Raw genomic sequence first — 26,856 nt, forward strand, 5'->3', positions numbered from 1 at the left:
CGGCTTACCCGCGCTTGATCGAAGCCAGCGGGTGTGCTGGCGGGTAGGTCGGGGTCACCGGTTTCTTGGCGCCCAGCATCACGCACATCAGCGCGTCTTCATCACCCACGTTGATCTCTTCGCGGTACACCCCGGGTGGTACCGAGATCAGGTCGCGGTCGGTGAGGATGGTCTCGAAGCGCTCGCCGTCCTTTTCGATGATCACTTTCAGCTTGCCGCGCAGCACGAAGAACACTTCCTCAACGTCGGTGTGCAGGTGGGGCGGGCCTTCGTGACCGGCCGGGATGACCATGGTGGAGAAGGTGAAGTGCTCGGACGGAATGGTGTTCATGTCACTGCCCACACCGGTGCCGCCAGTGCCTACATAGCGCATCTGCGCGCGGCGGAACTTGGGGTCGTAATCGGCCTGGAACTTGAGCGCGTCCCAGTCGTAGCGACGGGTCTCGTAGCGGGCGATGCGGCTCTGCATCCAGCTGGCGAGGTCGGCGTCGGCCGGGCGGTCCCAGGATTTCGGGGCGTCGTGCTGTTGGGAAAGGTCGGTCATGGGATTCTCCTTTGCTCAGGGCATGACGAACCCGCCGTTGACCGGCAGGGTTTGTCCAGTGATGAAGCGCGACAGGTCGGACAGGGCGAACAGCACCGCACCACTGACGTCGTCGGGCAGTTGCGGGCGCTGGATGGCCCGTTGTTCGGTGTACAGGCGATGGCGGGCCTCAGGCACGTAGGCGGTGGCCTCGACCAGCACCAGCCCGGGGGCGATGGCGTTGACGGTGATGTTGGCATTGCCCAGCTCGCGGGCCAGGCTGCGGGTCATGGCAATCACTGCGCCCTTGCTGGCCACATAGGCCAGCAGGTTCGGCGCGCCCCACAGCGGGGTGTCGGAGGCCAGGTTGATTACCGCACCACGGCCGCTTTCACGCAGGGCCGGCAGGGCGGCGCGCGTCATCAGCCAGGTACCGCGCACGTTGACTTGCATGACCTGGTCCCAGGTCTCGATGTCCAGTTCTTCGCAGTTCTTGCCGCCGGAGTTGGTGATCGAGGCGTTGTTGACCAGGCCGTCCAGGCCGCCCAGGCGCTTGACCGTGCGTTCGATGCAAGCGTCGATCGATTCGGGGCTGGCCAGGTCCAGGCTGACGCCAGTGACATCCAGGCCCATGCCGCTCAGTTCGCAGGCTGCCTGCTGCACGCGGCCGGCGAGGACATCGGCGATCACTACCCGGGCACCGGCCTGGGCGATGGCTTGGGCAAAGGCATAGCCCAGGCCGCGGGCACCACCGGTTACCAGCACGCGGCGGCCTTCGAGAAGGGTGTTGAAGCTGCTCATCATTGGCTACTCAGCATGGCTTTGGGGAGGTAATGCAGCACGCGTTTCTCGGCCCAGACCACGGCGCCGTAAGCCAGCACGCCGATCAGGGTGAGCATGACGATGGCGACGAACACCCCTGCGGTGTTGCCTTGGCCTTCTGCATCCACCAGCAGGAAGCCCAGCCCTTGGTTGCCCCCGACCAGCTCGCCGACGGTGACGCCGATGACCGCAAGGGTGGAGGCGATGCGCAGGCCCGAGAACAGTGCCGCCATGGCCGAGGGAAACTCCACCAGGCGGAAGATCTGCCAGCGGCTGGCGTTCATGGTGCGTACCAGGTTGATCATGTCCGGGTCGACGGTGCGGATGGCCGAGAGCACGTTGATCATCACCGGGAAGAACACGATCAGGATGGCGATGAGGATCTTCGGGTAGATGGTGTAGCCCAGCCACATCACGAATAGCGGCGCAAAGGCCACCTTGGGAGCGATCTGCAATGCCAGGATGTAAGGCGACAGCATGGCCTCGGCTGACGGCGACAGGCCCAGCGATACGCCGATGGCCACACCCAGCAGGGCGCCGAGGGCGAAGCCGACGATGATCTCGAAGGCGGTGATCAGGGTGTGTTCGAGCAGGCTGCCGGACTGCCACATCAGCAGGCTTTCCTGAGCCACACGGCTCAGTTGCGGCATGACGAACTCGGGCATGCCGACCAGCCCCGGGCCCCATTGCCAGAGCACCAGGAACAGGACCAGCAGGGCGATGCTGCCGGCCACGGAGGGGTTAAGGTTTTTCATCGGGCGTCTACCTTGTTATTGCCGCGCCTTCACTTGGCTGCGGTGCTGGTTTCGATGAACTGGTTGCTGTAGAGCTCGTCGAGCTTGGGTTCGCGGGGGACGATGCCCTCGCTGACGTAGAACTTGCGCACCGTGTCCAGGCGTGCCGGGTCGATACGGCCAAGCACTGGCTGGCCGGCATAGACGTACTCCACATACAGGCGCAGGGTTTTCTCCAGCGACGCTTCCTTGCCGGCATAGGCCGGAACGGCGCGGGCAAAAGTGGCGGCGGCGGCCTTGGGGTCGTCGATGATGTCCTGCAGCCCGCGCAGGGTCGCCTGGACGACACCGCGGACGATCTGCGGGTGATGTTCGATGGCATCGTCGGAGGCGAGGATGGCCTGGGCCATGCTCTCGAACACTTGCTCGCGTGGGATCAGCGAGTACTTGAGCCCGGCATCCTCGGCGTTGACCACCCAGTCCGGCACGCCGGCCATGGCCTGGGCCTTGCTGGCCGAGAACAGTTGCCATACACCCGACGGGCCGGCGGCCTGGATGTCCACGTCGTCCTTGCTCAGGCCGGCTTTGCGCAATGAGGCGAGCAGGGCGTAGTAGGTGGTGTCGGAGTAGGACATCACCGTCACGGTCTTGCCCTTGAGTTGCTTGATCGACTGGATGTTCTCGCTGGCGTTGGTGGCGATCATGGTCACACCGCCGCCACCGAGCACCGCCACCGTGCGTACAGGGATGCCGTTGGGCCGGACGATGATAGGCGTGTCGCCAATGGCACCGCCTACCAGGGCGTTGCCGGCGCCGATCTGCTTGGCCACGTCGACCCCGCCCTTGGCGGCGATGAAGGTCAGGTCCAGGTCCTGAGCCTGGTAGTAGCCCTTCTCCTTGGCGATGATCCACGGCGCGAATGCCGGCAGGCTGGGTGGGGCGGGCAGGAGGTAGGTGACCTTGGTCGGCTCGGCCTGAACCTGGGCGGCCAGGCTCAGGGTGAGGGCGGCGAGGGCAGCCTGTGCGGTGAGCGCCGCGTGCTTGAGGTGTGTGGTGAACATGCTAACTCCCGAGTGGTGAGTGGGGCGTCGGTCAGTGCAGGTCGAGGTCTTCACCGACCTTGAGCAGATCCATCAGGCGGCCCGCCAGCGGGCCGATTTCCGGCAGCTTGCGGCGCTCGAGCGGGTTGTTGCGGTGTGGCAGGTCGATCTCGATTTCCTCGATGATCGTGCCGGGGCGTGCGCTCATCACCAGCAGGCGATCGGACAGGGCGATCGCCTCGACCAGGTCGTGGGTGATGAACAGGGCGGTTTTCTTTTCCTCGTACAGCATCTGCGCCAGGTCCTGCTGCAGGATCATCTTGGTTTGCGCATCGAGGGCCGAGAACGGCTCGTCGAGAAACAGCACCTGCGGGTCGATCGCCAGGGTGCGGGCCAGTGCGGCGCGCTGGCGCATGCCGCCGGACAGCTGGAACGGGTAATGGTCGGTAAAGCCTTGCAGGTGGCAACGCTTGAGCAGATCCTCGGCGATGACCTTGCGCCGGGCGGCGGGCATGCCTTGGATCTCCAGGCCCAGCTCTACATTGCGGCGGATGCTGCGCCACGGCATCAGCAGGTCTTTCTGCAGCATGAAGGCGACCTTGGGTACCGGGCCGTTGACCGCTTCGCCGCTGACCAGCACTTCACCCTCGGTGGGGCGGTACAGGCCAGAACCCATATTCAGGATGGTGCTCTTGCCACAGCCGGATGGCCCGATGATGGACACCACTTCGCCGCGACGGATCTTGAAGTTCACACCACGGATGGCGAATGGGGCATCGGCCTGCCCTTTGGCCGGGAATGCCTTGCCGACGTTGCGAAATTCGATTTCCGTCGGGGCTTCATTGCGCTGAGGTTCATGCCATTGCGGGGCGATTGCGTACATCTCTTTCACAGCCATGGGAATGCTCTCTGGTCTGTTTTATAGGTGATACGCCGTTTAGTGCATGAAAAATGCCAAGTGAGGAATTTCGCTTACATTATTGGAAATGGCTTATTTATTAATAAGTTGCGATTTTGTTGCACAGCAAGTGCTGTTTTATATATGAAACATGGTTTTTTATATGGCACGAAAATGCCCAGCAACTGCGCACCGATTTAGCGTCGTGCGAGTTTCCCGGGCATTTTGGGTAACGTGATCAGGTGGGGTTTTACAGGTGAAACGGGCTGCGACGCAGCCCCATGCAATTTGTCAGGCGCTGCGCCGTGCGGGCTTGAGAACCAGCCACAGGGCAGCCGCGATCAGCAGGCCGCCATACAGGTGGCCCATCGACAGTGACTCATCCAGCAGCCAGGCGCCCCACAGTACACCGAACACCGGGATCAGGAAGGTCACGGTGCTGGCCTTTACCGGTCCGATTTCTTCCAGCAGGCGGAAATAAAGGATGTAGGCGAACGCCGTGCACAACAGCCCCAGGCCCAGCAGCGACAGCCACACCTGCCAGCCGCCCCAGCTGGCGGGCGGCTGGCTCAGCGCGCTCCAGGCGAACAGCGGGCTTAGCAGCAAGGTGGCGCCGAGCATGCTGCCCAGTGCTGACAGGCGGCTGTCCAGGCCGCTGACCCAGCGGCGGGCAAGGAAGCCGGCAAAGCCGTAGCAGGTGGTGGCCGCCAGGCAGGCGAGGGCACCTTGCAGCAGGGCCATGTCCAGTGCGACCGGGCCGGCGCCGCTGAGGATGCCGACGCCAAACAGGCCAAGGAAGATGCCGCACAACTTGGCCAGGGTCATGGGCTCGCGGAAGAACAGCATGCCGATCAGCACGCCCATCAGTGGCGTGGTGGCGTTGAAGATCGCCGAGTAGCCGGCCGGCAATACCTGAGCGGCAACGGAATAGAAGGTGGCCGGGATTCCGGAGTTGATCATGCCCAGCACCAGGCAGGCACCCAGCTTGCCCTGGAAGTCCCACCGCACGCGGGCGACCGCAACGATGCCGATCAACCCCAGGCAGGCAATGGATACACGGAAAAACGCGGTCGGCACCGTGCCCAGCTCGGGGGCGATGATGCGCATGAACAGAAAGCTCGCCCCCCAGACGGCAGCAAGTGTCAGCAGGCGGGCTAGGGCGATGGGGCTCACGGCGGTCTCCGGGTACAGGGCAGGGCGCGAGTGTACGCCAGGGGGCGGGGGGATTCTTGCGCTTTCTTGCGGTGCAATCCTGTACCGGCCCCTTCGCGGGTGAACCCGCTCCCACAGGTACACCACAAGCTTCAAGTGCCGTGCGTTACCTGTGGGAGCGGGTTTACCCGCGAAGAGGCCGGCACAGGCTCCACACCCTCGATAGTGCGACTAAGCTGTCTATCTCACCCCGCACCGAGGTGTCCTGCATGACCCAGCACTGGCCTGCCGGCGAGATCGCCCGGATGATCCTCGATGGCTTCGACGACTATCGCGAGCATTTCCGCCGCATCACCCTCGGCGCCCGCGAGCGCTTCGAGCAGGCGCGTTGGCAAGACAGCCAGCGGGCAGCCGCTGCTCGGATCAACCTTTACGAACAGAAGGTCGGCGAGGTCAACGGCTGGCTGCGTGATGCGTTCGATGACGAGGTATTGCTGGAGGTCGAGCAGTGGCCGCTGGTGAAAAGTGCCTACATACGCCTGATCGACCCGCGCCTGGACGATGAACTGTCCGAGACCTGGTACAACTCGTTGTTCTGCAGCCTGTTCAGCCATGACCAGATCAGCGACGGCTGCATGTTCATCCACACCACCCGGCCGTCCATCCGCAGCCACCAGCGCGCCACACAAACCTGTACCTATCGCCCCGATGGCAATCTGCAGGGTCTGCTGCGGGCGATGCTTTCCGACTACGCATTCGCTTATGGCGACCTTGAAAGCGACGTGTCGCGCCTTGAGGAGCAACTGCGCGAGTGCCTGCCCGACTGGGTTTGCAAGGACCCGACGCTGGCGGTGGAGCTGTTTTCGCCGGTGCTGTACCGCAACAAGGGTGCCTACCTGGTCGGCCGGCTGTACAACAGCGATGAGCAGTGGCCGCTGGTGATACCGCTGCTGCACCGCGAAGGGCATGGTATCGAGGCCGATGGGCTGATCACCGACGAGGCAGAGGTGTCGATCATCTTTTCCTTCACCCGCTCCTATTTCATGGTCGATGTGCCGGTGCCCGCAGAGTTCGTCAACTTCCTCAAGCGCATCTTGCCGGGCAAGCACATTGCCGAGCTTTACACCTCCATCGGTTTCTACAAACACGGCAAGTCGGAGTTCTACCGGGCGCTGATCAACCACCTGGCCGGCAGCGAAGACCGCTTCGTCATGGCGCCTGGGGTGCGCGGCATGGTCATGAGCGTGTTCACCCTGCCGGGCTTCAACACCGTGTTCAAGATCATCAAGGACCGCTTCTCGCCATCGAAAACCGTCGACCGCGCCACGGTGATCGACAAGTACCGGCTGGTGAAAAGCGTCGACCGCGTGGGGCGCCTGGCCGATACCCAGGAGTTTGCCGATTTTCGCTTCCCACAGGGCAAGTTCGCGCCGGAGTGCCTGGCCGAACTGCTGGAGGTGGCGCCGTCGACGGTAATACTGGAGGGTGACACGGTACTGATCCGCCACTGCTGGACCGAGCGGCGCATGACGCCGTTGAACCTGTACCTGGAGCATGCCAGCGAAGGCCAGGTGCTGGAGGCGCTGGAGGATTACGGCCTGGCCATCAAGCAGCTGGCGGCGGCGAACATTTTCCCCGGCGACATGTTGCTGAAGAACTTCGGCGTTACCCGCCATGGCCGGGTGGTGTTTTACGACTACGACGAGATCAGCTTCCTGACCGAAGTGAACTTCCGCCACATCCCGCCACCGCGTTACCCGGAGGACGAAATGTCGGGCGAGCCGTGGTACTCGATCGGGCCGCACGACGTGTTCCCTGAAGAGTTTCCGCCGTTCCTGTTTGCCGATCTCGGCCAGCGGCGGCTGTTCAGCCGCTTGCATGGGGAGTTGTATGACGCGGATTACTGGAAGGGGCTGCAGGCAGCGATTCGCGAGGGGAAGGTGATTGATGTGTTTCCCTACCGGCGCAAGGCCCGGTAATCTTGGTTCAACCGGGCCGGCCTCTTCGCGGGCACGCCCGCTCCCACAGAAACCCCACAGCATTCGAGTGGTGTGCGGTACCTGTGGGAGCGGGCGAGCCCGCGAAGAGGCCGGACCTGGTGTTCGCAATTACCCCTTCAAACACTTCAACTCACTGAAGTCCGTGCGCACCTTGCCCAGCTTTTCTTGCAAGAACCGCCGCTGTTGCGGCGTACTCTGCTGCACCAAGTCCACCAGCAAACTGCGCGCCTGTTGTTCGGTATTTTGAAATGCTGAGCGGTATTCAGGCGTCCACAAACTTTCCTTGCGTTGCAGCAGCGTCGCCAGGCGTGGCTCGAAGCTGGCGTCGTTACGCTGGTTCATCGCCAGCAACAATTGCTGCTGCCAGTGGGCGCGGTTGGCGATCCATTCGCGGTTCTGGTCGCCCAGCGCTGCGGACCAGGCCTGCACCCGCTGCTTCTGTGCTGCGGTCAACTCGCCAAACCACGGAGTCAGGCGTTTCTCCATGCGTTCGCTACGCCGGGCGACCTGCTTGGGCAGCGGGGTATCCACGTACTTTTTCTGCCGTTCGTTGATGTCCTCGCGGAACGCCTCGCGCATTTCAGCCACCTGACTGTCGCTCATGCCGCGCAACAGTTCCGTGGCCGACGGGGTGATCTCCTCTGCTACCCGGCCAATCGCCTCACGGGCCTCGCGGGTACGTTGCTCCAGCGCCTGGTCGGTCACTTGGCCATCGGCGACCATACCGCGTACCCGGTCCAGCCAGTCGATGTAGCCGGGCAGCTGGGTCTTGCAATGCCATGCCAGGTGTTCGCGCAAGCGGTCGTCGAGCAAGGCCTTCTGCTCGCTGTTCATGTCCAGGTAATCGCCCAGCGACCACGGCACCAGGCGGTCCAGGTTGCGGTAGGCCAGGTCGATACGGCTGCAGGCGGCCAGGGCCAGGGCGAAGCCGAGGGTGATAAGCAGGGCTTTGGACAGGCGTGCAGGCATGTGCTGTTCCTTGCAGTGGCGGCCAATCGGTAGAGGTAAGGGTAGCCGCAGGGTTCCATTGCATCGCTGCAATGGCGATTCCCTTCCATCGGCAATCTCACTATTATTGCGACTAATTCTTATCCGCATCGTTACAAGGATGATTGCGTGTACAAGGTCCCGCCTGCACCGCACGATGACATGCACTGCCTGTACCGCGACCACAGCGGCTGGCTGCAAGGCTGGCTGCGCCGGCGCCTGGGCGACCGGGAGCGGGCGGCGGACTTGACCCAGGACACCTTCGTGCGGCTGATCGCCTGCACGGTGGCCCACCCGTTGCGTGAGCCACGCAATTTTCTGGCGACGGTGGCCAAGCGGGTGATGGTCGACCATTTGCGCAGGCGCTCGCTGGAGCAGGCCTACCTGGAGGCGTTGGCACTGGAGCCGGAGTTGCTGGAGGTGTCTGCCGAGCAACGGGTGATCCTGCTGGAAACCTTGTTGCAGCTCGATGCCATGCTGGACGGCCTGAACCACAAAGTGCGCCAGGCGCTGTTTCTGTCGCACCTCGAAGGCCTGAGCTATGCCGAAATCGGCAAGCGCCTGGGGGTGTCTGTAAGTTCGGTGACCAAATACATCGCCAAGGCCACCGAACAGTGCCTGCTGTTCGCGCTGGATGCCGAGCTGTGAGCCCGGCGCAGCAACGCCAGGCGCTGCGCGATGCGGCGCAGTGGCATGCCCGCTTGAGTGCCGGGGCGGACTACCCGGCGCTGTATCAGCGTTGGCAGGCGTGGCACCAGGGCGACCCTGTTCATCAGTGGGCCTGGCAGCGGCTGGAGGCGTTTCACGCCGAGCTGAGCAGCGTGCCGGCGACCATGGCACAGCGAACCTTGGCGGTGGAACAACCACTGGCAGGCAGGCGTACCGTGCTCAAGGGCCTGGTGCTGGGCCTTGGCGTGTCGGGCCTGGCCTGGACTGGCTACCGGCAGACGCCGCTGTGGCTGGCCGATGTGCGCACGGCCACGGGCGAGCGGCGTCAGCTGCGGCTGGAAGATGGCACCCAGCTCACCCTGAACACGGGCAGTGCCGTGGACATCCGCTACGACCACCAGCAGCGCCTGATCATCCTGCGTGCTGGGGAAATCATGGTGACCACAGGCAAGGATGCACGACCACTCAGCGTGCGCAGCCAGCAGGGCGAGATGCGCGCGTTGGGTACGCGTTTTGTCGTGCGCCAACTGGACGGGCAGACCGAACTGGATGTGCTGGAACACGCTGTTGCCGTGCGCAACCGGGCAGATGCCGAGCCGTTGCGGGTGGAGGCGGGCATGAGCTTGCGCTTCGGGGCTGGGCCATTGCCCGAACCACAGGCGCTCGACCCCAACAGGGACGAGTGGGTGAATGGCCGGCTGGTGATCGACAACTGGCCGCTGGGCAGGGTGTTGGACGAATTGCAGCGTTATCGCCCGGGCTTTATCGAGTGTGCCAAGGAGGTTGCGCACCTGCGCCTTTCGGGGGCCTTCCCGCTGGACGATACCGCGCGAGCGCTGGAGGCGATTGCACAGGCGCTGCCGGTGCGGATCGAGACACGTACCCGGTTCTGGGTGCGGGTGCGGCCTTTGGCTTGACGCTGTAATTGGGGCTGCTGCGCAGCCCTTCGCGGGCACGCCCGCTCCCACAGGGGCAAGGCTGTTGCAGTACATGTGGGAGCGGGCATGCCCGCGAAGGGTCGCAAAGCGACCCCAAAGTGCCGCAGACAGTTTTTAAAATATTTCTCGTTTGCATTGTCGGTTTTCCGGTTTCACACGACCCCTCCTGCAAACCGCCACCACAGGCATTTGAAGGAGCCCCCCATGCACCCCCGTGTTACCCGCCACAGCTACCCCAGAAAACCCCTTGTCGTTGCCATGTTCAGTGCCGCCTTGCTGCTGCAGGGTGGGGTAGTTCATCCACTGACGAGCGCCGGGCGAGTCAGTGCCGCTGAAGCCGCTCGCAGCTATTCCATCGCCGCAGGGCCACTGGGCGCGGTGCTCAGCCGCTTTGCCAGCGATACCGGGGTGGTGTTGTCGTTTGAAGCCGAACTGACTCAAGGCAAGCACAGCCCGGGGTTGCAGGGGACATACAGCGTCGAGCAAGGTTTTGCCCGGTTGCTGGCGGGCACTGACCTGCAGGTGATGGCCGCGAGCAATGGCAACTACGTGCTGCTGCCTCGCTCGAAGGATGGTGCGCTTGAACTGGGTGCGACCAGTATCAATGCCTCGGGCTTGGGGGCTACGACGGAGGCGACAGGGTCTTATACGACCGGGTTAACCAGCACGGCAACAAAGATGAATTTGTCCATTCGTGAAACGCCGCAGAGTATAAGTGTAATTACTCGTCAGCAAATGGATGATCAGCACTTGGCTAGCATGACCGACGTACTTAATCAGACGCCTGGTGTAACTATGTCCCAAGATGGTGGCGAACGTTACAATATCTATGCCCGCGGCAGTGCCATCAACACTTATCAGTTTGACGGTGTGAACACTACCCAGGAGAACCAGACCCGCAATATGCCCAGTACCCTGCTCGACATGGCCCTGTACGATCGGGTAGAGGTTGTCCGGGGCGCTACCGGGTTAATGACCGGTGCTGGTGATCCAAGCGCCGTGGTGAACTTGGTCCGAAAAAAACCAACTCACGAGTTTCAGTCTTCTTTCCAGAGCACAGTTGGAGCCTGGGATTATTATCGCGCTGAGGCCGATGTGGCCGGTCCGCTGAACGAGCAAGGTAGCGTACGCGGACGCTTCGTGACGGCAAAGCAAGATAACAAGAGCTACATGGACTGGTACAGTCAGAAAAGAGATATTTTGTATGGCGTAGTGGAAGCCGACGTGACGGATTCGACCCTGATTCGCTTCGGTGTCGATTATCAAAAATACAAAGCAATGGGCTCGCCTGGCGTTCCATTGTTGTATAACAATGGAGCGGCCACAAACTTCTCACGTTCGACCAGCTCAGGATCTCGTTGGTCGTATGACGAATTCGAAACGACCAACTACACCCTGACCTTCGAGCAGACGCTCGCTAATGACTGGAAAGCAAGGCTGGTCACCAACTACATGGATATCGACCGCGACTCTCCGTCGGCTCGCTATCGAAGTACTAGTGGCTTATCCTATCTTGACCCGGTTACCGGGGCAGCAAGTCTGGAGCGCTCGACCACCACCGCCGACCAAACCCAGCGCGGCGTAGACTTTTCAATCCAAGGTCCACTCGAGTTGTTTGGCCAAACCCATGAGCTGATTGCCGGCTACAATTATTCTGACTACGAAAACAACCACTACTCGACCTCGGGCGGCATAGTCAGTGTTGACTTCAATAACTGGGAAAATGAAGTTGATCGTGGCACTTATGTACCCGGGCTGGATTTTGATATCAGTTCACGGCAGTCCGGTTATTATCTGGCAGCCCGGCTTAATTTTACCGAAAACCTTCATCTGATCCTGGGTGCGCGCGCCTCCAATTACAGCTATGACTATTACCTGAAGAGCCTAGCTGTCGTAAACGCAAAACCTACCACCTATGGCATGACTGAACGTGGAGTGGTCACTCCCTATGCGGGCTTGATTTACGACTTGACCCCAGAGCAGTCGGTATATGTAAGCTATACCGATATCTTCAAGCCGCAGAGCAACGTTGATATCGCCGGTAAACCGCTTGACCCCGAAGTCGGCAAAAACTACGAGCTGGGCTGGAAGGGTGAGTTTTACAATGGCCGCCTGAATGCGAATATTGCCGCGTTTATGGTGAAGCGCGACAACTTCGCCGAAGACATCGGTACAAATGTACCGGGTACGACTATTGCGGCTTCTCGCCCGATCGACGGCGCTGAAACCAAAGGTTTCGACCTTGAACTCTCTGGAGAGATCGCGCAAGGCTGGAACTTGCACACAGGCTTCAGCCACGCCAAATCCAAGAACGCCGATGGCGAGCGCTTGAATACACAACTGCCACTAGAAACATTCCGCCTGTGGAATACCTACCGACTGCCAGGCGAATGGGACAAACTGATGATTGGCGGCGGCGTCAACTGGAATTCAAGCTCCTCCTTGACCTATACCCGTTACAACACAAAAATCAAGCAGGACGATTATGCAGTGACCAGCCTGATGGCGCGTTACAAGTTAAATGAAAACTTAGCTGCAACGCTGAACCTGAACAATGTCTTCGACAAGAAGTACTACGCTGGGATGGCCGGCAGTTACGGTCACTACGGAGCCCCTCGCAACGCCACTCTGAACCTGCGCTACGACTTCTGATCTAGCGCCCCAAAAACTCAAGCACAAAGGGGCAACCGTCCGGAAGCTTTGACACCACCCCGTGTCTGTCTGGAAAATAGCCCCCTTGTCTTGAGGATCATCGGAAATGGCTCTGCTTGGGCGTTACAACAGTTTGCAAATCGTGAAGCACGTGGACTTCGGCCTGTACCTGGACGGCGGCGCCGATGGCGAGATCCTGCTGCCGGGGCGCTACATCCCGAAAAACGCCGAAACCGAGGTGGATGACTGGCTGAACGTATTCATCTACCTGGACAGCGAAGATCAGCTGATCGCCACCACCGAAAAGCCCAAGGTGCAGGTGGGTGAGTTTGCCAGCCTCAAGGTCAAGGACATCAATGGTGCCGGCATCTTCCTGGACTGGGGCCTGCCCAAGGACCTGCTGATGCCGTACTCGGAAGAGGCACGGCAGCTGAAGATCGGCGATTACTGCGTGGTGCACGTCTACCTCGACAAGCGCACCCGCCGCATCACCGCCACCTCGCGCCTGGACCGTTACCTGGACGTCACCCCGGCCGACTACAAAGTCGGGCAACCGGTGGAGTTGCTGGTGGCCGGCGAAACGCCGATGGGCTTCAAGGCCATCATCAACAACCGCCACTGGGGCCTGATCCACAAGAACGAGGTGTTCAAGTTCCTGCGTTCGGGCATGCACGAGAAGGGCTTCATCAAGGAAGTTCGCCACGACGGCAAGATCGCCCTGAGCCTGCAACCGGTAGGTGCGGCCCTGGCCGACAGCCTGCAAGAGCAGATCATGGCGCGCCTGGAGGCTGAAGGTGGGGTGTTGGCCGTGTGCGACAAGAGCGACCCGGCGCTGATCAGCAAGCTGTTCAACGTCAGCAAGGGCAACTTCAAGAAGGCCATCGGCGCATTGTTCAAGCAGGGCCTGATCGTCATCCATGACGACCGTATCGAAAAGGCCTGACGGCCTTACGCCTGCACGAAGTTGCGGAAGTCCAGCTGCTCGCCGCCCGGACGGGTGTCGCGCAGCAGCGAGTCGCGGTCGGCGCTGAGGGCCAGGCTGATGGTGGAGCGGCGCTTGCCGGGCTTGCGCACTTCCATCTGCTCCAGGTGAGCCTTGAGGAAGTTGGTGGGCACCTTCAGGTGCTGCAGCTCATCGCTTTCTGGCGTGTGCAGCAGCAGGTTGACCCAGTCGGCCTGGCCTTTGCCCAGCAGCTTCACGGGCACTTCGAACCACCACAGGTTGCGTTTGTTGTCCAGGATGGCGAACAGGGTGTTGCTGCTGTTCAGCACCGGCTTGGCCAATGCTTCGTTGCGCCGGGCGATGGCGGCGGGTTTGTCGAGTTTCATGCAGGTTCCTGCGGGTTGACGCTATGAAGGCCTGCATTGTGAGGGGTGGCACGGGGCGGGGCAAGGTTTGTAACTTGCGTTGCCTGTGCCGGCCTCTTCGCGGGCTTGCCCGCTCCCACAGGTTTACCACAGGTTTGTAAACCGTGCGGTCCCTGTGGGAGCGGGCAAGCCCGCGAAGAGGCCGGTAGCGTTAGCGTCGAACCGGCAGGCTCAACTCGGAAGTTGCCCCGTCAGCTGTCGTCACGGTCGCAGTAAAGCTGCGCAACCCGCCGATGTTCTCCAGCACTTGCGCAAACTGCGCCTGCCCCTGCTTGCCACTGTTTACCAGCACCTCCCCAAGGTACTGCTCCGCCTCGGTGCCATCCGCCTCGGCATTGCCAAAGAACTCCACCCGCAGCAGGCTCGACACCGGCCCCTGCACTTCACCACGCAACACATTGCCCTCCAGCGCAATCAGGCGTGGCGCCTGCTGGTTATGATTGGGCAGCGGCTGGCAAGGCTTGGGCTCGCCGTTGGCATCGCAGATGATCGCCTGGTCTTTCTTCGGCAAGTCGGCGCCCACCCCGCGCGAACCCACATACAGCGCATGCGCCTGCGCCGGCACGCCAAACACGATGGCACCGGTGCGCTGGCCCGGCACGCACGAACCGCCGGCTTCGCAGCGGCGGATATCCTGGCTGTTACCCCAGATGCGGTTGCCGGTCAGGCGGGTGGCGGTGGCCTCCGGCTCCGGGCGCAGGGCCACGCCGATTCGGTTGCCGTGGATCAGGTTGCCGTCGAGCATGTTGCCCTCGCCGGTGACGCTGACGCCGATCGAGTTGCCGCTGAACGTGTTGGCTGCCAGGTAGTTGCGCTTGCCCCAGTTGATCTGCAGGCCGTCGGAGTAGTTCTCGAAACGGTTGCGCACCACGCTGTTGTCGTTGCCCAACAGAATCTCGATACCCTGCGAGGGCTCGGGGTTGGCTGCAGTGGAGCGGAACAGGTTGTCGGCCACCAGGTTGAATGCCGCGCCGCGGGTCAGCTCCAGGCCGTCGCCATTGTCGAGCAGCTGGTTGCGCAGCACCTTGTTGTGGTTCGTGGTGGTGGCGGTGGGGTTACCCGCGCCGTCGTCACCGGTCAGCATGATGCCTGCGCCGCCTTTGTTGGCGACGATGCGGTTGTCTTCGATCACGTTGCCACTGGCGCGGTTGACCAGGATGCCGATGCAGAAGTTGCGCACTTCCAGGCCGCGCAGGTGCACGCCCTGGGTGTCGCGCAGCACCAGCCCGGGGTTGGTGGTGGTGCGCACGTTGGTGCCGAACTGGCCGGGCAGGGCGCCGGGGCAGGTGCGTACGCCCTGGTCCTTGATGTAGGCCGAACCGTCGATGGCGATGTATTGGCCATCGCGTGCCCAAGGCAGGCCGGTGATGCGCACCGGGCCCTTGATTTCCGGCAGTGCACGGCTGGGGCGGATCACGTAGGGCGGTTTGCCGACTGCAGCAATGTCGATGCTGTAGTGGCCGGGGTTCTGGTTGCTGGTTTCGATGGCCCAGCGCAGCGAGCCGGGCTGGTCGTCATCGGCGTAACGCTCGACACGCAGGGTTTCGGGGTTGGCCGGTGCGGCGGCCAGGGCGGGCAGGGGGAGCAGTGGCAGCAAGGCCACCAGCGCAGGCATCAGACGCATGGGTGCGGGTATCCGGAAAACATTGTTCTTATCGAGTGCCAGCCTGCTGTGGGCGGACGTTTGCGGGGATTCTAGGGCAGCTGCGTGAACTGCGTAGGTGCGCCGGGCTGATTTGGTGCGGTATTCGCCCGCAGTTTTACCGCTCGGCTTGTGACTGGAAAATCCGTTGAAACTCTCGGCGAGGGTGTTGGGTCCACCTTCTGTCGACACGGTTCACGTGTCTCCATTTGCAGGAGTTTTGCCATGAGCGGTACTAAAGACAAAGCGAAAGGTCTGGCCAACGAAGCAATCGGCAACGTGAAACAGGGTGTTGGCAAGGTGACCGACAACGACAAGCTGCGCGCTGAGGGTAAGGCGCAGGAGCTTAAAGGCGAGGCGCAGCAGGTCAAGGGCGATGTAAAGGATGCAGTGAAGAAGCCTTGATTTGAGGCAACCTGAACCGGCCTCTTCGCGGGCATGCCCGCTCCCACACGCACGTACCTGTGGGAGCGGGCGTGCTCGCGAGGAGGCTGATACAGGCTTACACATTTTTTGATGCATTGGCCGGGAGCAGCACAGCAGCGGTATGGTCTATTAGACTTGTCTGTTGAATCGATCGAGCGGCGAAAGGAGACGCTATGATTTTTTCCGCCCTGCAGGGCCTGCCCTTGCACCGCGTGCTGGTTCGTACCATCAAGGAATTTCTTGATGACGAGATGTCCACCTACGCCTCCGCGCTGGCTTACCAGGCGCTGTTCTCGCTGTTCCCTTTTCTGCTGTTCCTGATTGCCCTGATTGGTTTCCTGCATTTGCCGGACTTCTTTTCATGGCTGCGCCTGCAATCGGAACTGGTGCTGCCACCTCAGGCGCTGGAACAGGTCAACCCGGTGATCGACCAGTTGCAGCAGTCCAAGGGCGGGCTGTTGTCGGTGGGTATCGTGATCGCCTTGTGGACCGCGTCGGCCGGCGTGCGCCTGATGATGAGCGCGATGAACGCCGCTTACGATGTGCCTGAGGGCCGCCCGGTATGGAAGCGTATCCCGCTTTCCATTTTCTATACCATCGGCCTGGCTGGCATGCTGCTGGCGGCCGCAGCACTGATGGTGCTGGGCCCCCAGGTGATGGAGTGGATCGCCGCCCAGATCGGCATGCAGGAGTTCATCGTCACGCTTTGGACCATTCTGCGCTGGCCGGTGATCATCATATTGCTGATGGTGGCGGTGGCCCTGATCTACTACGTAATGCCTGACGTGAAACAGAAGTTTCGCTTCATCACACCCGGCTCGGTACTGGCAGTGGTGGTGTGGATCGTGGCGTCACTGGGCTTTGCCTACTACGTGAAAACCTTTGCCGACTACAACGCCATGTACGGCAGCATTGGTGCAATCATCGTGCTGTTGCTGTATTTCTATATTTCCGCTGCCGTGTTGCTGCTGGGTGCGGAGATGAATGCGGTGATCGAGCACATGTCGAGCGAGGGCAAGAACCCTGGCGAGAAGGATTTCGAAGGGCACAAGGCCCCGGAAACCATCACCGTGCTGGGCCATGAACACCCGCAACCGAGCCAGCACCAACCTTCCGAGCCGAACCCCAGATGATCCGTGACATTCTCAAGATGGGCGACGAACGCCTGCTGCGCATCGCCCCGCCAGTGCCCGAGCACATGCTCGGCACTGCCGAACTGCAGCAACTGATCGACGACATGTTCGAAACCATGCGCCATGTGGGCGGCGTCGGCCTTGCCGCGCCACAGATTGGTATCGACCTGCAGTTGGTGATTTTCGGTTTCGAGCGCAGCGAGCGCTACCCGGATGCCGAGGCGGTGCCGCAGACCATTTTGATCAACCCGGTCATCACGCCCACGTCCACTGAACTGGAGGACGGCTGGGAAGGTTGCCTGTCGGTGCCCGGCCTGCGGGGTGTGGTGCCACGCTTCAAGCATATCTGCTACGAAGGGGTCGACCCCCAGGGCAACCCCATCAACCGCTTTGCCGACGGCTTCCATGCGCGGGTGGTGCAGCACGAGTGCGACCATCTGATCGGCCGGCTGTACCCGTCGCGTATCCAGGACTTTGCCAAGTTCGGCTACACCGAGGTACTGTTCCCCGGGCTTGAGGTCAGCGACGACTGACCCCGCTGCAGGGCCACCAGGCGTTTGCTGCGCTGGTAGCGCTGCAGGCGGCTGGCCAGGGGTTCTGGCAGTTGCCCGGCCATGTGGAAACCCAGGCGCTCATAGAACGGCACCAGGTCCGGGTGGCAGAACAGCCAGGTCGGCCCCTTTGCCTGTTTCAGCGCCGCCTCGATCAATTGCCCAGCCACCCCTTGGCCGCGTTGCTGCGGGTCGACAAACAGCCCCGTCAGCCATAAGCCTTCGCCCACCGCGCTCAAACTCAAGCCTGCAATAATGCCCGGGGCCCTTGCCACCCACAGTTCAGCGTCGCCCGCAGCACGCATGCGCGAGGCGTGTTGGCGGTAAAAGTGGTCCAGCAGCCGGCGTTCTGTGGCCGAGAGTGTCGAGCAGTAAATATTTTTTAATGAGATGGCGGGTCCTGCCCTGAAAGCTGGCCAAAGGCTCTGGCCTGAGATGTTGCGGCCAATTTGACGCAGATTGTTGCAAATGCGGCAAGGGTGAATATCCGACTTCAGGGTTCAACTATTGCCAACCGGGAGTAGAATTTTAATCATCCCCCCTGGCAGTACGAAGCGGGATCGGTACTTCGTGCCATCTTCACCGTAGATGGCAACTTCTCCGCGCCATTGACGGCATTAGAAGTCAATCGATCAGCTTGAATGCTCAAAAGGCACACTCACATGAAACCATTACTGATTCTTGCATTGGTCGGTATGTCCTCGTTCGCCCTTGCCGACGAGGCCAAACCTGTCTCCAGCGAGCCTGTGGCCCAGCAGTACGACTACACCATGAACCTGGACATCAAACGGGTGATCAACCTCTCGACCATCCCCAATGTCTGCGAAGTGGTGCCTGCGACCATGACCTACGAAGACCACCAGGGCCAGGTGCATACCATCCAGTACCGGGCCATGGGTGAAGGTTGTCAGCAGGGTTGATCGGGGCAATGACTGATGGCCCCATCGCCGGCAAGCCAGCTCCCACAGGTGCTGCACAGGCCTCGGGCTTTGTGTAATCGCTGTGGGAGCTGCCTTGCCAGCGATGGGGCCATCAGCATTCAGAATATTTTCAAGCGTTGTCGATTACTCTGCTCTCCGTTCGACCATAGGTGAAGGCACGCCGCACTGCGTGTCAAAACCTATGCACTGTCGGAGAAACCCTCGATGAGCACCGCAGCCGAAACCGAGATCCGCCAACTGATCGAGCGCTGGATGCAGGCCGTGCGCGATCGCGACATCCCCAGCATCACCGCCCCCTATGCCGATGACATCGTTGCCTTTGATGCCATCCAGGCCCTGCAATTCAAAGGCAAGGACGCCTACACGGCGCACTGGGAAATGTGCATGGGCATGTGCACCGGCCCCATGGTCTTCGAACTGGCCGAACTCACCGTACATGCCTCTGGCGACCTTGCCCTGGCCCACTGGCTGAACCGCTGCGGCCCGGGCGACGATGAAAGCCAGTGCGGCTTCATGCGCGCCACCGTGGGCTATCGTCGTCAAGGTGGCCAGTGGCAGGTGATCCACGAGCACTGGTCGGCGCCTTTCGACATGGAAACGCAAAAAGCCCTGTTCGATCTCAAGCCCTGAGCCGTTATCGCCAAACGCACTTTGCCGCTGCCCTGGAGGCGACCATGAAATACCTGTGCCTGGTCTATTGTGACGAGGGGCTGCTGCACAGCCTGCCCGACAGCCCGGAAGACGCCGAATGCATGGCCTACGCCGAAGCCGTGCATGGCTCGGGGCGAATGCTGGCGGCCGAGGCGCTCAAGCCTGTGCAAACCGCCACCACGGTGCGTGTGCGTAACGGGCACATGAGCCTGACCGACGGCCCGTTCGCCGAAACCAAGGAGCAACTTGCCGGCTTTTACCTGGTGGAGGCCCGCGACCTGAACGAAGCGTTGAACATCGCCAAGGGCATCCCTGCGGCACGGGTCGGCAGTGTCGAGGTGCGACCGGTGCGTGAACTGCAACCCTGACAGCTACGGAGAACCATCAGCATGAGCCTTGCACACCCCACGCAAGCGCAACACGAGTTGTCCATCAGCCGCCTGATCGACGCACCACCGGCCAAGCTGTTTCGCGCCTGGACCGAGCCCCGGTGGCTGATGCAGTGGTGGGGGCCGCATGGCATGACCACCCCGGAGTGCGAGATGCAGTTGTGGGTCGGGGGGTATTCCGCACCCTGATGCGCGCGCCAGATGGTAGCGAATACCCGACCCAAGGCGTGTTTCTGGACATTGCCGCGCCGCGTCGGCTGGTGTTCACCGATGCATTCGGCCCCGGTTGGGTGCCGTCGGACAAGGCCTTCATGACCGCTGTGATCAGCTTTGACGAGGAGCAGGGCAAAACCCGCTACACCGCCCGCGCCTGGCACTGGAATGCTGCCGACTGCCGGGCCCATGAAGAAATGGGCTTCTATCAGGGCTGGGGAGAAAGCCTGGACCGCCTGGTGGAGGTGGTGACCCAAAGGATGCCGGACTGATGACAGCACTGGCGCAGGTGCGCGCCGAAGTCGAGGCGGTGTATCGGCGGGAGTCGCGGCGCATCCTGGCGACGTTGATCCGCCTGCTGGGTGATTTCGACCTGGCCGAGGAGGCCATGCATGACGCGTTCTTCATCGCCGTCGAGCGCTGGCAGCGCGATGGCATCCCCGATAACCCCCGGGCGTGGCTGGTTTCCACCGGGCGCTTCAAGGCTATTGATGCGTTGCGACGACGCGCCCGTTTCGACCGTTCCCAGGCAGACCTGAGCATGCTGCTCGATGGCCAGGCGCAGGACCCCAGCGAAGAAGAGCTGCTGGCGGACGACCGCCTGCGGCTGATTTTCACCTGTTGCCACCCGGCGCTGTCCGCCGATGCCCAGGTGCCGCTGACCCTGCGCGCAGTCTGCGACCTGACCACCGAGCAGATCGCCCGCGCCTTCCTGCAAAGCCCGGCCACCATCGCCCAGCGCATCGTGCGCGCCAAAGCCAAGATCCGCGATGCCGGCATCCCGTACCAGGTACCAGAGCTGGGCGAACTGCCCGAGCGCCTGGAGAGCGTGTTACGGGTGATCTACCTGGTGTTCAACGAAGGCTATTCGGCGTCATCGGGCGAGTCACTGCTGCAGCAGGAGCTGAGCGATGAAGCCATTCGCCTGGCGCGGCTGCTGGTGCAATTGTTGCCTGATGCGGAGGCTATCGGCCTGCTGGCCTTGATGCTGCTGCAGGCGTCCCGGCAGCAGGCGCGAACCGATGCCCAGGGCAACCTGGTGCTGCTGGAACAGCAGGACCGCAGCCTGTGGGACCGGCAACGCATTGACGAGGGCTGCGAGCTGGTGCGCCTGGCCCTGCAAAGCCGGGCGTTCGGTGCTTATACGGTGCAGGCGGCGATTGCCGCGGTGCACGCTGAAGCGGCAACGGCAGAAGAGACGGACTGGGCGGAAATCGTCGGGCTGTATGATGTGTTGCAGCGGCATTGGCCGTCAGCGGTGGTGGAACTGAACCGGGCGGTGGCGCTGGCGAAGCGCGATGGGCCGGCGGTTGGCTTGCGGGAGGTCGAAGGTATTCTGGCGCGCGGTGAGCTGCTGGACTATCACCTGGCGCATGCGGCGCGGGCCGAGCTGCACTACCAGCTGGGGCAGGTGGAGGAGGCGCGTGAGGCGTGGCGGCAGGCGCTGGCGCTGACCCGGCAGGCGCCGGAGCGGCGGCATATCGAGCAGCGGCTGAAAGTCATCGAGTGATGTTGGCTGCGCTGGCCTCTTCGCGGGTAAACCCGCTCCCACAGGATCACCACAGATTGAGCATTTTGCTGTACCTGTGGGAGCGGGTTTACCCGCGAAGAGGCCGGTGCGGTCTACATCAATCTTCAGCTGGCGACGAAATTCGGCGGCGACACGAGTTCGACTGTCTGCTGCTTGCGCGGTGCGAGGATCTCGGCCTCACCCTGCACCACCAGCTCATCGTTCTGGTTGTACACATTGGTGGCGATGCGCACCTTGAACTTGGGCAGTTTCTCGAGAATTTCCAGGCGCACGGTCAGGGTGTCGCCAATTTTTACCGGTTTCTGGAAGCTCATCTGCTGGCCCAGGTAGATGGTGCCTGGGCCAGGCAGGGTGCAGGCCACTGCAGCACTGATCAGCGCGCCGCTGAACATGCCATGGGCAATACGCTCGCGGAACATGCTCTTGGCGGCGAACTCGGCATCCAGGTGAACCGGGTTGTGGTCACCGGACATCGCAGCGAACAGCTGGATGTCGCGTTCTTCAACGGACTTCTTGTACTCGGCCGTCTGGCCAACTTCGAGGGCTTCGTAAGGCGTGTTGGTGACCTGGGACATCGGTGCTTCCTTAAGCGTTGGGCGAGGGCGGCTATCATTCACTGCGCACGGGGCGGCCAAGGGCCAGCGCCTGTTCTAGCCAGCCGAGAATATCGGCGGTGACCTCGTCACGGTTGGTTTCGTTGAGTACTTCATGCCGCGCCTCAGGATAGACGCGCAGCTGTACATGTCGATTGCCGGTCGCACGCAGGGCGTCGGCCAGATGGGTTAGACGCTTGCCGGCACTGACCGGATCACATTCGCCACCGATCACCAGCATGGGCAGGTTCGGATCGATCTGCGCGAGGTTACCCGGCTGGCTGATCTGCGCCAAGCCTTGCAGCAGGTCGAGCCACAGCTGGTTGCTGCAGCGAAAGCCGCACAACGGGTCGTTGACATACAAGTCGACCTCGGCCGGGTCGCGGCTGAGCCAGTCGAACGCCGTGCGGTTGGGTTTGAAGGCTTTGTTGAACGAACCGAACGACAACCATTCGATCAGCGCACTCTTGCCTTGCGGCCCCTGGCGCCAGCCCTCCAGCCGGGCAATCAGCCGCGCCACGCGGTACAGCGCCGCCGGTTGGTAGTTGGAGCCACTGAGAATCGCCCCGTGCAGGCTGGCGCTGTGGTGCAGCAGGTAGGCCTGGGCAATGTAGCTGCCCATGCTGTGGCCGAACAGAAACAGCGGTGTACCCGGGAACTGCTGGCCGATGTGCTGGGCCAGCAGCCCAAGGTCGTTGACTACGGCATTCCAGCCATGATGGCGGGCGAACAGGCCGAGGCTGCCCAGCTCGGCGGTGCGCCCATGGCCGCGCTGGTCGGCAGCGAACAGGGCAAAGCCGGCCTCGCTCAGGGCATGCCCCAGGCGCAGGTAGCGCCCGGCATGCTCGGCCATGCCGTGGGCCAGCAGCACCACGGCTTTTACCGGTGTGGCCGGCAGCCATTGGTGCACGTACAGGCTGCAGTGCTCGCTGGCGGGTAGCCAGAAGGCGTCGTGGGGCATGGCGGGTCCTTGTGCGCGCGGGTACCCGAACAGTGTATGCACAACCGGCCGGATTGCAGGAAGGGCACAAATAAGATTCACAATGTTAATGGCGGCACTTGGCGTATATGCCGTCCTGGGCTTACCTGCTAACGTCGGATCAACGCCTTTTCGCCAGCAGGCGATCAGGTAAAGGACTAAAGGACGCAGTGCAGGTCCAGGCAGAGGAACAATAATAAATGCAAGCCGACTTCTGGAATGACAAGCGCCCGGCGGGCGTACCTTCCACCATCGACATCAATGCCTACACCTCGGTCGTCGAGGTGTTCGAGCGCTCCTGCAAGCGCTTTGCCGACCGCCCGGCGTTCAGCAACCTGGGCGTGACCCTGAACTACGCGGAGCTGGAGCGCCATTCGGCAGCCTTTGCCGCCTGGTTGCAGCAGCACACCGACCTCAAGCCGGGCGACCGCATCGCGGTGCAGATGCCCAACGTGCTGCAATACCCGATCGCCGTCTTCGGTGCCATGCGCGCCGGCCTGATCGTGGTCAACACCAACCCGCTGTACACCGAGCGCGAAATGCGCCACCAGTTCAAGGACAGTGGCGCACGCGCGCTGGTGTACCTGAACATGTTCGGCAAGCGCGTGCAGGAGGTGCTGCCCGATACCGGCATCGAGTACCTGATCGAGGCGAAAATGGGCGACCTGTTGCCTGCCGCCAAGGGCTGGCTGATCAACACCGTGGTCGACAAGCTGAAGAAGATGGTGCCAGCTTACCGGTTGCCCCAGGCGATATCGTTCAAGCAGGTGCTGCGCCTGGGCCGCGAGCAGTCGCCCAAACCGGTGCCGTTGAGCCTGGACGACATTGCCGTGCTGCAGTACACCGGCGGCACCACCGGCCTGGCCAAGGGCGCCATGCTCACCCATGCCAACCTGGTGGCCAACATGTTGCAGGTGCTGGCCTGCTTCTCGCAGCACGGGCCCGATGGGCAGAAGCTGCTCAAGGACGGCCAGGAGGTGATGATTGCGCCCCTGCCGCTGTACCACATCTATGCCTTTACCGCGAACTGCATGTGCATGATGGTCACCGGTAACCACAACGTGCTGATCACCAACCCACGGGACATCCCTGGCTTCATCAAGGAGCTGGGCAAGTGGCGTTTCTCCGCGCTGTTAGGGTTGAACACACTGTTTGTCGCGCTGATGGACCATCCCGGTTTCCGCCAGCTGGATTTCTCGGCGCTGAAGGTCACCAACTCCGGCGGCACGGCGCTGGTCAAGGCCACTGCCGAGCGCTGGGAAGCCCTTACCGGGTGCCGCATTGTCGAAGGCTACGGCCTGACAGAAACCTCGCCGGTGGCCAGCACCAACCCTTATGGCCAGTTGGCGCGCCTGGGCACCGTGGGCATACCGGTGGCGGGTACCGCGTTCAAGGTTATCGACGATGACGGCAACGAATTGCCGCTGGGCGAGCGGGGCGAGTTGTGCATCAAGGGCCCGCAGGTGATGAAGGGTTACTGGCAGCAGCCTGAGGCCACTGCTCAAGCGCTGGATGCGGACGGCTGGTTCAAGACCGGGGATATCGCGGTGATCGACCCGGACGGCTTCACCCGCATTGTCGACCGCAAGAAGGACATGATCATCGTCTCGGGCTTCAACGTGTACCCCAACGAGATCGAGGACGTGGTGATGGGCCACCCCAAGGTTGCCAACTGTGCGGCTATCGGCGTGCCGGACGAGCGCTCAGGCGAGGCGGTGAAGCTGTTCGTGGTGCCGCGCGAGGGCGGGTTGAGCGTGGAAGAGCTGAAGGCCTACTGCAAAGCCAACTTCACCGGCTACAAAGTACCCAAGCACATCGTGCTGCGCGAGTCGTTGCCGATGACGCCGGTGGGCAAGATCCTGCGGCGAGAGCTGCGCGACATAGCGTGATACCGAAATGGCATTCGCGGGCTTGCCCGCGAATGCTTTAAAAACCGCTCTAAAAGGATGATTACAGCCTGATGTGCGACATTTTGGTTAAAAACTCTAAAAATGACCTGTATTGTTCATTGAGTCATTTTTGTGACTGCAAGGCCTGTTTTGGCCTCTAGGCGACCCCAGGCAAAGCTGTTACTCTCGGCCCGCTTTCAGACGATCCGGTTTGCAACGAACCGCCGTCTCATATCAATAATAAGCGCATCGACGCGCCAATCGAACTTCGCTGTTGCTGAAGGAGTGGGCTTCCATGATCGAAAATTTTTGGAAGGATAAGTACCCAGCCGGGGTTACGGCGGAAATCAATCCTGACGAATTCCCCAATATCCAGGCAGTACTCAAGCAATCCTGCCAACGCTTTGCCGACAAACCGGCCTTTAGCAACCTGGGCAAGACTATCACTTATGGCGAGCTGTATGCGCTGTCGGGGGCGTTTGCCGCCTGGCTGCAGCAGCATACCGACCTCAAGCCGGGTGACCGCATTGCCGTGCAACTGCCCAATGTCCTGCAATACCCGGTCGCGGTCTTCGGCGCCATGCGTGCCGGGCTGATCGTGGTCAACACCAACCCGCTGTATACCGTGCGGGAGATGGAACACCAGTTCAACGACTCCGGCGCCAAGGCCCTGGTGTGCTTGGCCAACATGGCCCACCTGGCCGAAAAGGTGGTACCCAAGACCCAGGTCAAACACGTCATCGTCACCGAAGTGGCCGACCTGCTGCCGCCGCTCAAACGCCTGCTGATCAACAGCGTGATCAAGTACGTGAAGAAGATGGTGCCGGCCTACAGCCTGCCGCAGGCCGTGCGCTTCAACGACGCCCTGGCCCTGGGCAAGGGCCAGCCGGTGACCGAGGCCAACCCGCAGGCCAACGACGTGGCTGTGTTGCAGTACACCGGCGGCACCACCGGCGTGGCCAAGGGCGCCATGCTGACCCACCGCAACCTGGTGGCCAACATGCTGCAGTGCCGGGCGCTGATGGGCGCTAACCTACACGAAGGCTGCGAAATTCTCATCACCCCGCTGCCGCTGTACCATATCTACGCCTTTACCTTCCATTGCATGGCGATGATGCTGATCGGCAACCACAACGTGCTGATCAGCAACCCGCGTGACCTGCCGGCCATGGTCAAGGAACTGGGCAAGTGGAAGTTCAGCGGCTTTGTCGGCCTCAACACCCTGTTCGTTGCCCTGTGCAACAACGAGGCGTTCCGTGCCTTGGACTTCTCGGCGCTGAAAATCACCCTGTCGGGCGGCATGGCCCTGCAACTGAGCGTGGCAGAGCGCTGGAAGGCCGTTACCGGCTGTGCCATCTGCGAAGGCTACGGCATGACCGAAACCAGCCCGGTGGCGGCTGTGAACCCGGCAGAAGCCAACCAGGTGGGTACCATTGGCATTCCGGTGCCGTCGACCTTGTGCAAGATCATCGATGACGCTGGCAACGAGCTGCCGTTGGGCGAGGTGGGCGAGCTGTGCGTCAAGGGCCCGCAGGTGATGAAGGGCTACTGGCAGCGCGAAGATGCCACCGCCGAGATCCTCGACAGCGAAGGCTGGCTGAAGACCGGTGATATCGCGCTGATCCAGGCGGACGGTTACATGCGCATCGTCGACCGCAAGAAGGACATGATCCTGGTCTCGGGCTTCAACGTGTACCCCAACGAGCTGGAAGACGTGCTGGCGGCCTTGCCGGGCGTGCTGCAGTGCGCAGCCATTGGTGTGCCTGACGAGAAGTCGGGTGAAGTGATCAAGGTGTTCATCGTGGTCAAACCGGGCATGACCGTGACCAAGGAGCAGGTGATGGAGCACATGCGTGCCAACGTTACCGGCTACAAGGTGCCACGCCTGATCGAGTTCCGCGATACGCTGCCGACCACCAACGTGGGCAAGATCCTGCGCCGCGAGCTGCGCGATGAAGAGCTCAAGAAGCAGGGCTTGAAGAAGATCGCCTGACGCCCCGCCAGCGCGGTCCCTGTAGGAGCAGCCTTGTGCTGCGAAAGGGCCGCAAAGCGGCCCCAGGAATTTCAGCATTACGGCTGAGAACCTGGGGCCGCTTTGCGGCCCGATCGCGACACAAGGCCGCTCCTATGTATGG

General features: G+C 61.9%; 26 protein-coding genes and 1 pseudogene. 15 read left to right on the top strand and 12 right to left on the bottom strand.

Going from position 1 to position 26,856, the window contains the following annotated elements; genetic code table 11:
• Nucleotides 1–4: 4 nt before the first annotated feature.
• The 6 genes from N805_RS29095 to N805_RS29120 form a co-directional block, all read right to left on the bottom strand.
• Nucleotides 5–544, bottom strand: a complete 540-nt coding sequence (locus N805_RS29095) for a cupin domain-containing protein (protein WP_019473501.1) — start codon at nt 542–544, stop codon at nt 5–7.
• 15 nt (nt 545–559) lie between these two features.
• Nucleotides 560–1,327, bottom strand: coding sequence for an SDR family oxidoreductase (locus N805_RS29100; RefSeq protein ID WP_019473502.1), 768 nt, complete (start codon nt 1,325–1,327; stop codon nt 560–562).
• Entirely contained in the window at nt 1,324–2,100 is a 777-nt protein-coding gene (locus N805_RS29105) for an ABC transporter permease (RefSeq protein WP_019473503.1), read from the bottom strand. Before N805_RS29105 ends, N805_RS29100 begins: the two co-directional genes overlap by 4 nt.
• A 29-nt stretch (nt 2,101–2,129) precedes the next feature.
• Nucleotides 2,130–3,140 (bottom strand): ABC transporter substrate-binding protein, encoded by a 1,011-nt coding sequence (locus tag N805_RS29110; protein WP_019473504.1) that lies wholly within the window; start codon nt 3,138–3,140, stop codon nt 2,130–2,132.
• Nucleotides 3,141–3,171: 31 nt separating this feature from the next.
• On the bottom strand, nt 3,172–4,002 hold the full coding sequence (locus N805_RS29115; protein ID WP_046811392.1) for an ABC transporter ATP-binding protein: 831 nt from the start codon (nt 4,000–4,002) through the stop codon (nt 3,172–3,174).
• 306 nt (nt 4,003–4,308) lie between these two features.
• A complete protein-coding gene (locus tag N805_RS29120) occupies nt 4,309–5,190 on the bottom strand; it encodes a DMT family transporter (protein WP_019473506.1) in 882 nt (293 codons plus the stop codon).
• 248 nt (nt 5,191–5,438) lie between these two features.
• On the opposite strand from N805_RS29120, the gene aceK reads away from it, so the two are divergent.
• Entirely contained in the window at nt 5,439–7,148 is a 1,710-nt protein-coding gene (aceK, locus tag N805_RS29125; protein WP_019473507.1) for a bifunctional isocitrate dehydrogenase kinase/phosphatase, read from the top strand.
• A 129-nt stretch (nt 7,149–7,277) separates the two neighbouring features.
• On the opposite strand, the gene N805_RS29130 is transcribed toward aceK, so the two are convergent.
• Nucleotides 7,278–8,138 (bottom strand): DUF6279 family lipoprotein, encoded by an 861-nt coding sequence (locus tag N805_RS29130; protein ID WP_019473508.1) that lies wholly within the window; start codon nt 8,136–8,138, stop codon nt 7,278–7,280.
• A gap of 147 nt (nt 8,139–8,285) precedes the next feature.
• Between N805_RS29130 and N805_RS29135 the strand changes: the two genes are divergently transcribed.
• From N805_RS29135 to N805_RS29150, 4 genes are all read left to right on the top strand, one after another.
• Nucleotides 8,286–8,804 (top strand): sigma-70 family RNA polymerase sigma factor, encoded by a 519-nt coding sequence (locus tag N805_RS29135; protein ID WP_019473509.1) that lies wholly within the window; start codon nt 8,286–8,288, stop codon nt 8,802–8,804.
• Entirely contained in the window at nt 8,801–9,742 is a 942-nt protein-coding gene (locus tag N805_RS29140) for a FecR domain-containing protein (protein WP_019473510.1), read from the top strand. Before N805_RS29135 ends, N805_RS29140 begins: the two co-directional genes overlap by 4 nt.
• Before the next feature lie 225 nt (nt 9,743–9,967).
• On the top strand, nt 9,968–12,415 hold the full coding sequence (locus tag N805_RS29145) for a TonB-dependent siderophore receptor (RefSeq protein WP_019471034.1): 2,448 nt from the start codon (nt 9,968–9,970) through the stop codon (nt 12,413–12,415).
• A 106-nt stretch (nt 12,416–12,521) separates the two neighbouring features.
• Nucleotides 12,522–13,358, top strand: a complete 837-nt coding sequence (locus N805_RS29150) for a S1 RNA-binding domain-containing protein (protein WP_019471035.1) — start codon at nt 12,522–12,524, stop codon at nt 13,356–13,358.
• A gap of 5 nt (nt 13,359–13,363) precedes the next feature.
• On the opposite strand, the gene N805_RS29155 is transcribed toward N805_RS29150, so the two are convergent.
• Together N805_RS29155 and N805_RS29160 are read right to left on the bottom strand one after the other, a co-directional pair.
• On the bottom strand, nt 13,364–13,744 hold the full coding sequence (locus N805_RS29155; RefSeq protein WP_019471036.1) for a hypothetical protein: 381 nt from the start codon (nt 13,742–13,744) through the stop codon (nt 13,364–13,366).
• A gap of 190 nt (nt 13,745–13,934) precedes the next feature.
• Nucleotides 13,935–15,407: a right-handed parallel beta-helix repeat-containing protein gene (locus N805_RS29160; protein ID WP_019471037.1), complete on the bottom strand. Its 1,473-nt coding sequence runs from the start codon at nt 15,405–15,407 to the stop codon at nt 13,935–13,937.
• Between the two features lie 243 nt (nt 15,408–15,650).
• Between N805_RS29160 and N805_RS29165 the strand changes: the two genes are divergently transcribed.
• The 3 genes from N805_RS29165 to def all read left to right on the top strand — a co-directional run bounded on the left by N805_RS29165 (nt 15,651) and on the right by def (nt 17,517).
• The gene (locus N805_RS29165; RefSeq protein WP_016498416.1) at nt 15,651–15,830 is read left to right on the top strand and encodes a CsbD family protein; all 180 of its coding nucleotides are present in this window, start codon (nt 15,651–15,653) and stop codon (nt 15,828–15,830) included.
• A gap of 194 nt (nt 15,831–16,024) precedes the next feature.
• A complete protein-coding gene (locus tag N805_RS29170; RefSeq protein WP_019471038.1) occupies nt 16,025–16,984 on the top strand; it encodes a YihY/virulence factor BrkB family protein in 960 nt (319 codons plus the stop codon).
• On the top strand, nt 16,981–17,517 hold the full coding sequence (gene def / locus N805_RS29175) for a peptide deformylase (RefSeq protein WP_019471039.1): 537 nt from the start codon (nt 16,981–16,983) through the stop codon (nt 17,515–17,517). Before N805_RS29170 ends, def begins: the two co-directional genes overlap by 4 nt.
• Here the strand turns inward: def and N805_RS29180 are convergent.
• On the bottom strand, nt 17,472–17,840 hold the full coding sequence (locus N805_RS29180; protein ID WP_019471040.1) for a GNAT family N-acetyltransferase: 369 nt from the start codon (nt 17,838–17,840) through the stop codon (nt 17,472–17,474). The two genes, def and N805_RS29180, sit on opposite strands and share 46 nt — an antisense overlap.
• A gap of 357 nt (nt 17,841–18,197) precedes the next feature.
• Between N805_RS29180 and N805_RS29185 the strand changes: the two genes are divergently transcribed.
• From N805_RS29185 to N805_RS29205, 5 genes and pseudogenes are all read left to right on the top strand, one after another.
• Nucleotides 18,198–18,455: a DUF2790 domain-containing protein gene (locus N805_RS29185; protein ID WP_019471041.1), complete on the top strand. Its 258-nt coding sequence runs from the start codon at nt 18,198–18,200 to the stop codon at nt 18,453–18,455.
• 225 nt (nt 18,456–18,680) lie between these two features.
• Nucleotides 18,681–19,106 carry a YybH family protein gene (locus N805_RS29190; RefSeq protein ID WP_019471042.1) on the top strand — a complete coding sequence of 142 codons (426 nt, stop codon included), beginning with the start codon at nt 18,681–18,683 and terminating at the stop codon, nt 19,104–19,106.
• 44 nt (nt 19,107–19,150) lie between these two features.
• Nucleotides 19,151–19,495, top strand: coding sequence for a YciI family protein (locus N805_RS29195; protein ID WP_016498423.1), 345 nt, complete (start codon nt 19,151–19,153; stop codon nt 19,493–19,495).
• 21 nt (nt 19,496–19,516) lie between these two features.
• Nucleotides 19,517–20,001 (top strand): annotated as a pseudogene (locus tag N805_RS29200) (SRPBCC family protein).
• On the top strand, nt 20,001–21,239 hold the full coding sequence (locus N805_RS29205; RefSeq protein ID WP_019471044.1) for an RNA polymerase sigma factor: 1,239 nt from the start codon (nt 20,001–20,003) through the stop codon (nt 21,237–21,239). Before N805_RS29200 ends, N805_RS29205 begins: the two are co-directional and overlap by 1 nt.
• A 125-nt stretch (nt 21,240–21,364) precedes the next feature.
• Here the strand turns inward: N805_RS29205 and N805_RS29210 are convergent, their stop codons facing one another.
• Nucleotides 21,365–21,835, bottom strand: a complete 471-nt coding sequence (locus tag N805_RS29210; RefSeq protein ID WP_016488563.1) for a MaoC family dehydratase — start codon at nt 21,833–21,835, stop codon at nt 21,365–21,367.
• A gap of 34 nt (nt 21,836–21,869) precedes the next feature.
• Complete coding sequence (locus N805_RS29215) at nt 21,870–22,814, bottom strand: alpha/beta hydrolase (protein ID WP_019471045.1); 945 nt, start codon at nt 22,812–22,814, stop codon at nt 21,870–21,872.
• Nucleotides 22,815–23,032: 218 nt separating this feature from the next.
• Between N805_RS29215 and fadD2 the strand changes: the two genes are divergently transcribed.
• Together fadD2 and fadD1 are read left to right on the top strand one after the other, a co-directional pair.
• Nucleotides 23,033–24,721 (top strand): long-chain-fatty-acid--CoA ligase FadD2, encoded by a 1,689-nt coding sequence (gene fadD2 / locus N805_RS29220; RefSeq protein ID WP_019471046.1) that lies wholly within the window; start codon nt 23,033–23,035, stop codon nt 24,719–24,721.
• 295 nt (nt 24,722–25,016) lie between these two features.
• Nucleotides 25,017–26,714: a long-chain-fatty-acid--CoA ligase FadD1 gene (gene fadD1 / locus N805_RS29225; RefSeq protein ID WP_019471047.1), complete on the top strand. Its 1,698-nt coding sequence runs from the start codon at nt 25,017–25,019 to the stop codon at nt 26,712–26,714.
• Nucleotides 26,715–26,856 lie beyond the last annotated feature (142 nt).

This window comes from Pseudomonas putida S13.1.2, assembly GCF_000498395.2.
Classification (GTDB): Bacteria; Pseudomonadota; Gammaproteobacteria; order Pseudomonadales; family Pseudomonadaceae; genus Aquipseudomonas; species Aquipseudomonas putida_Q.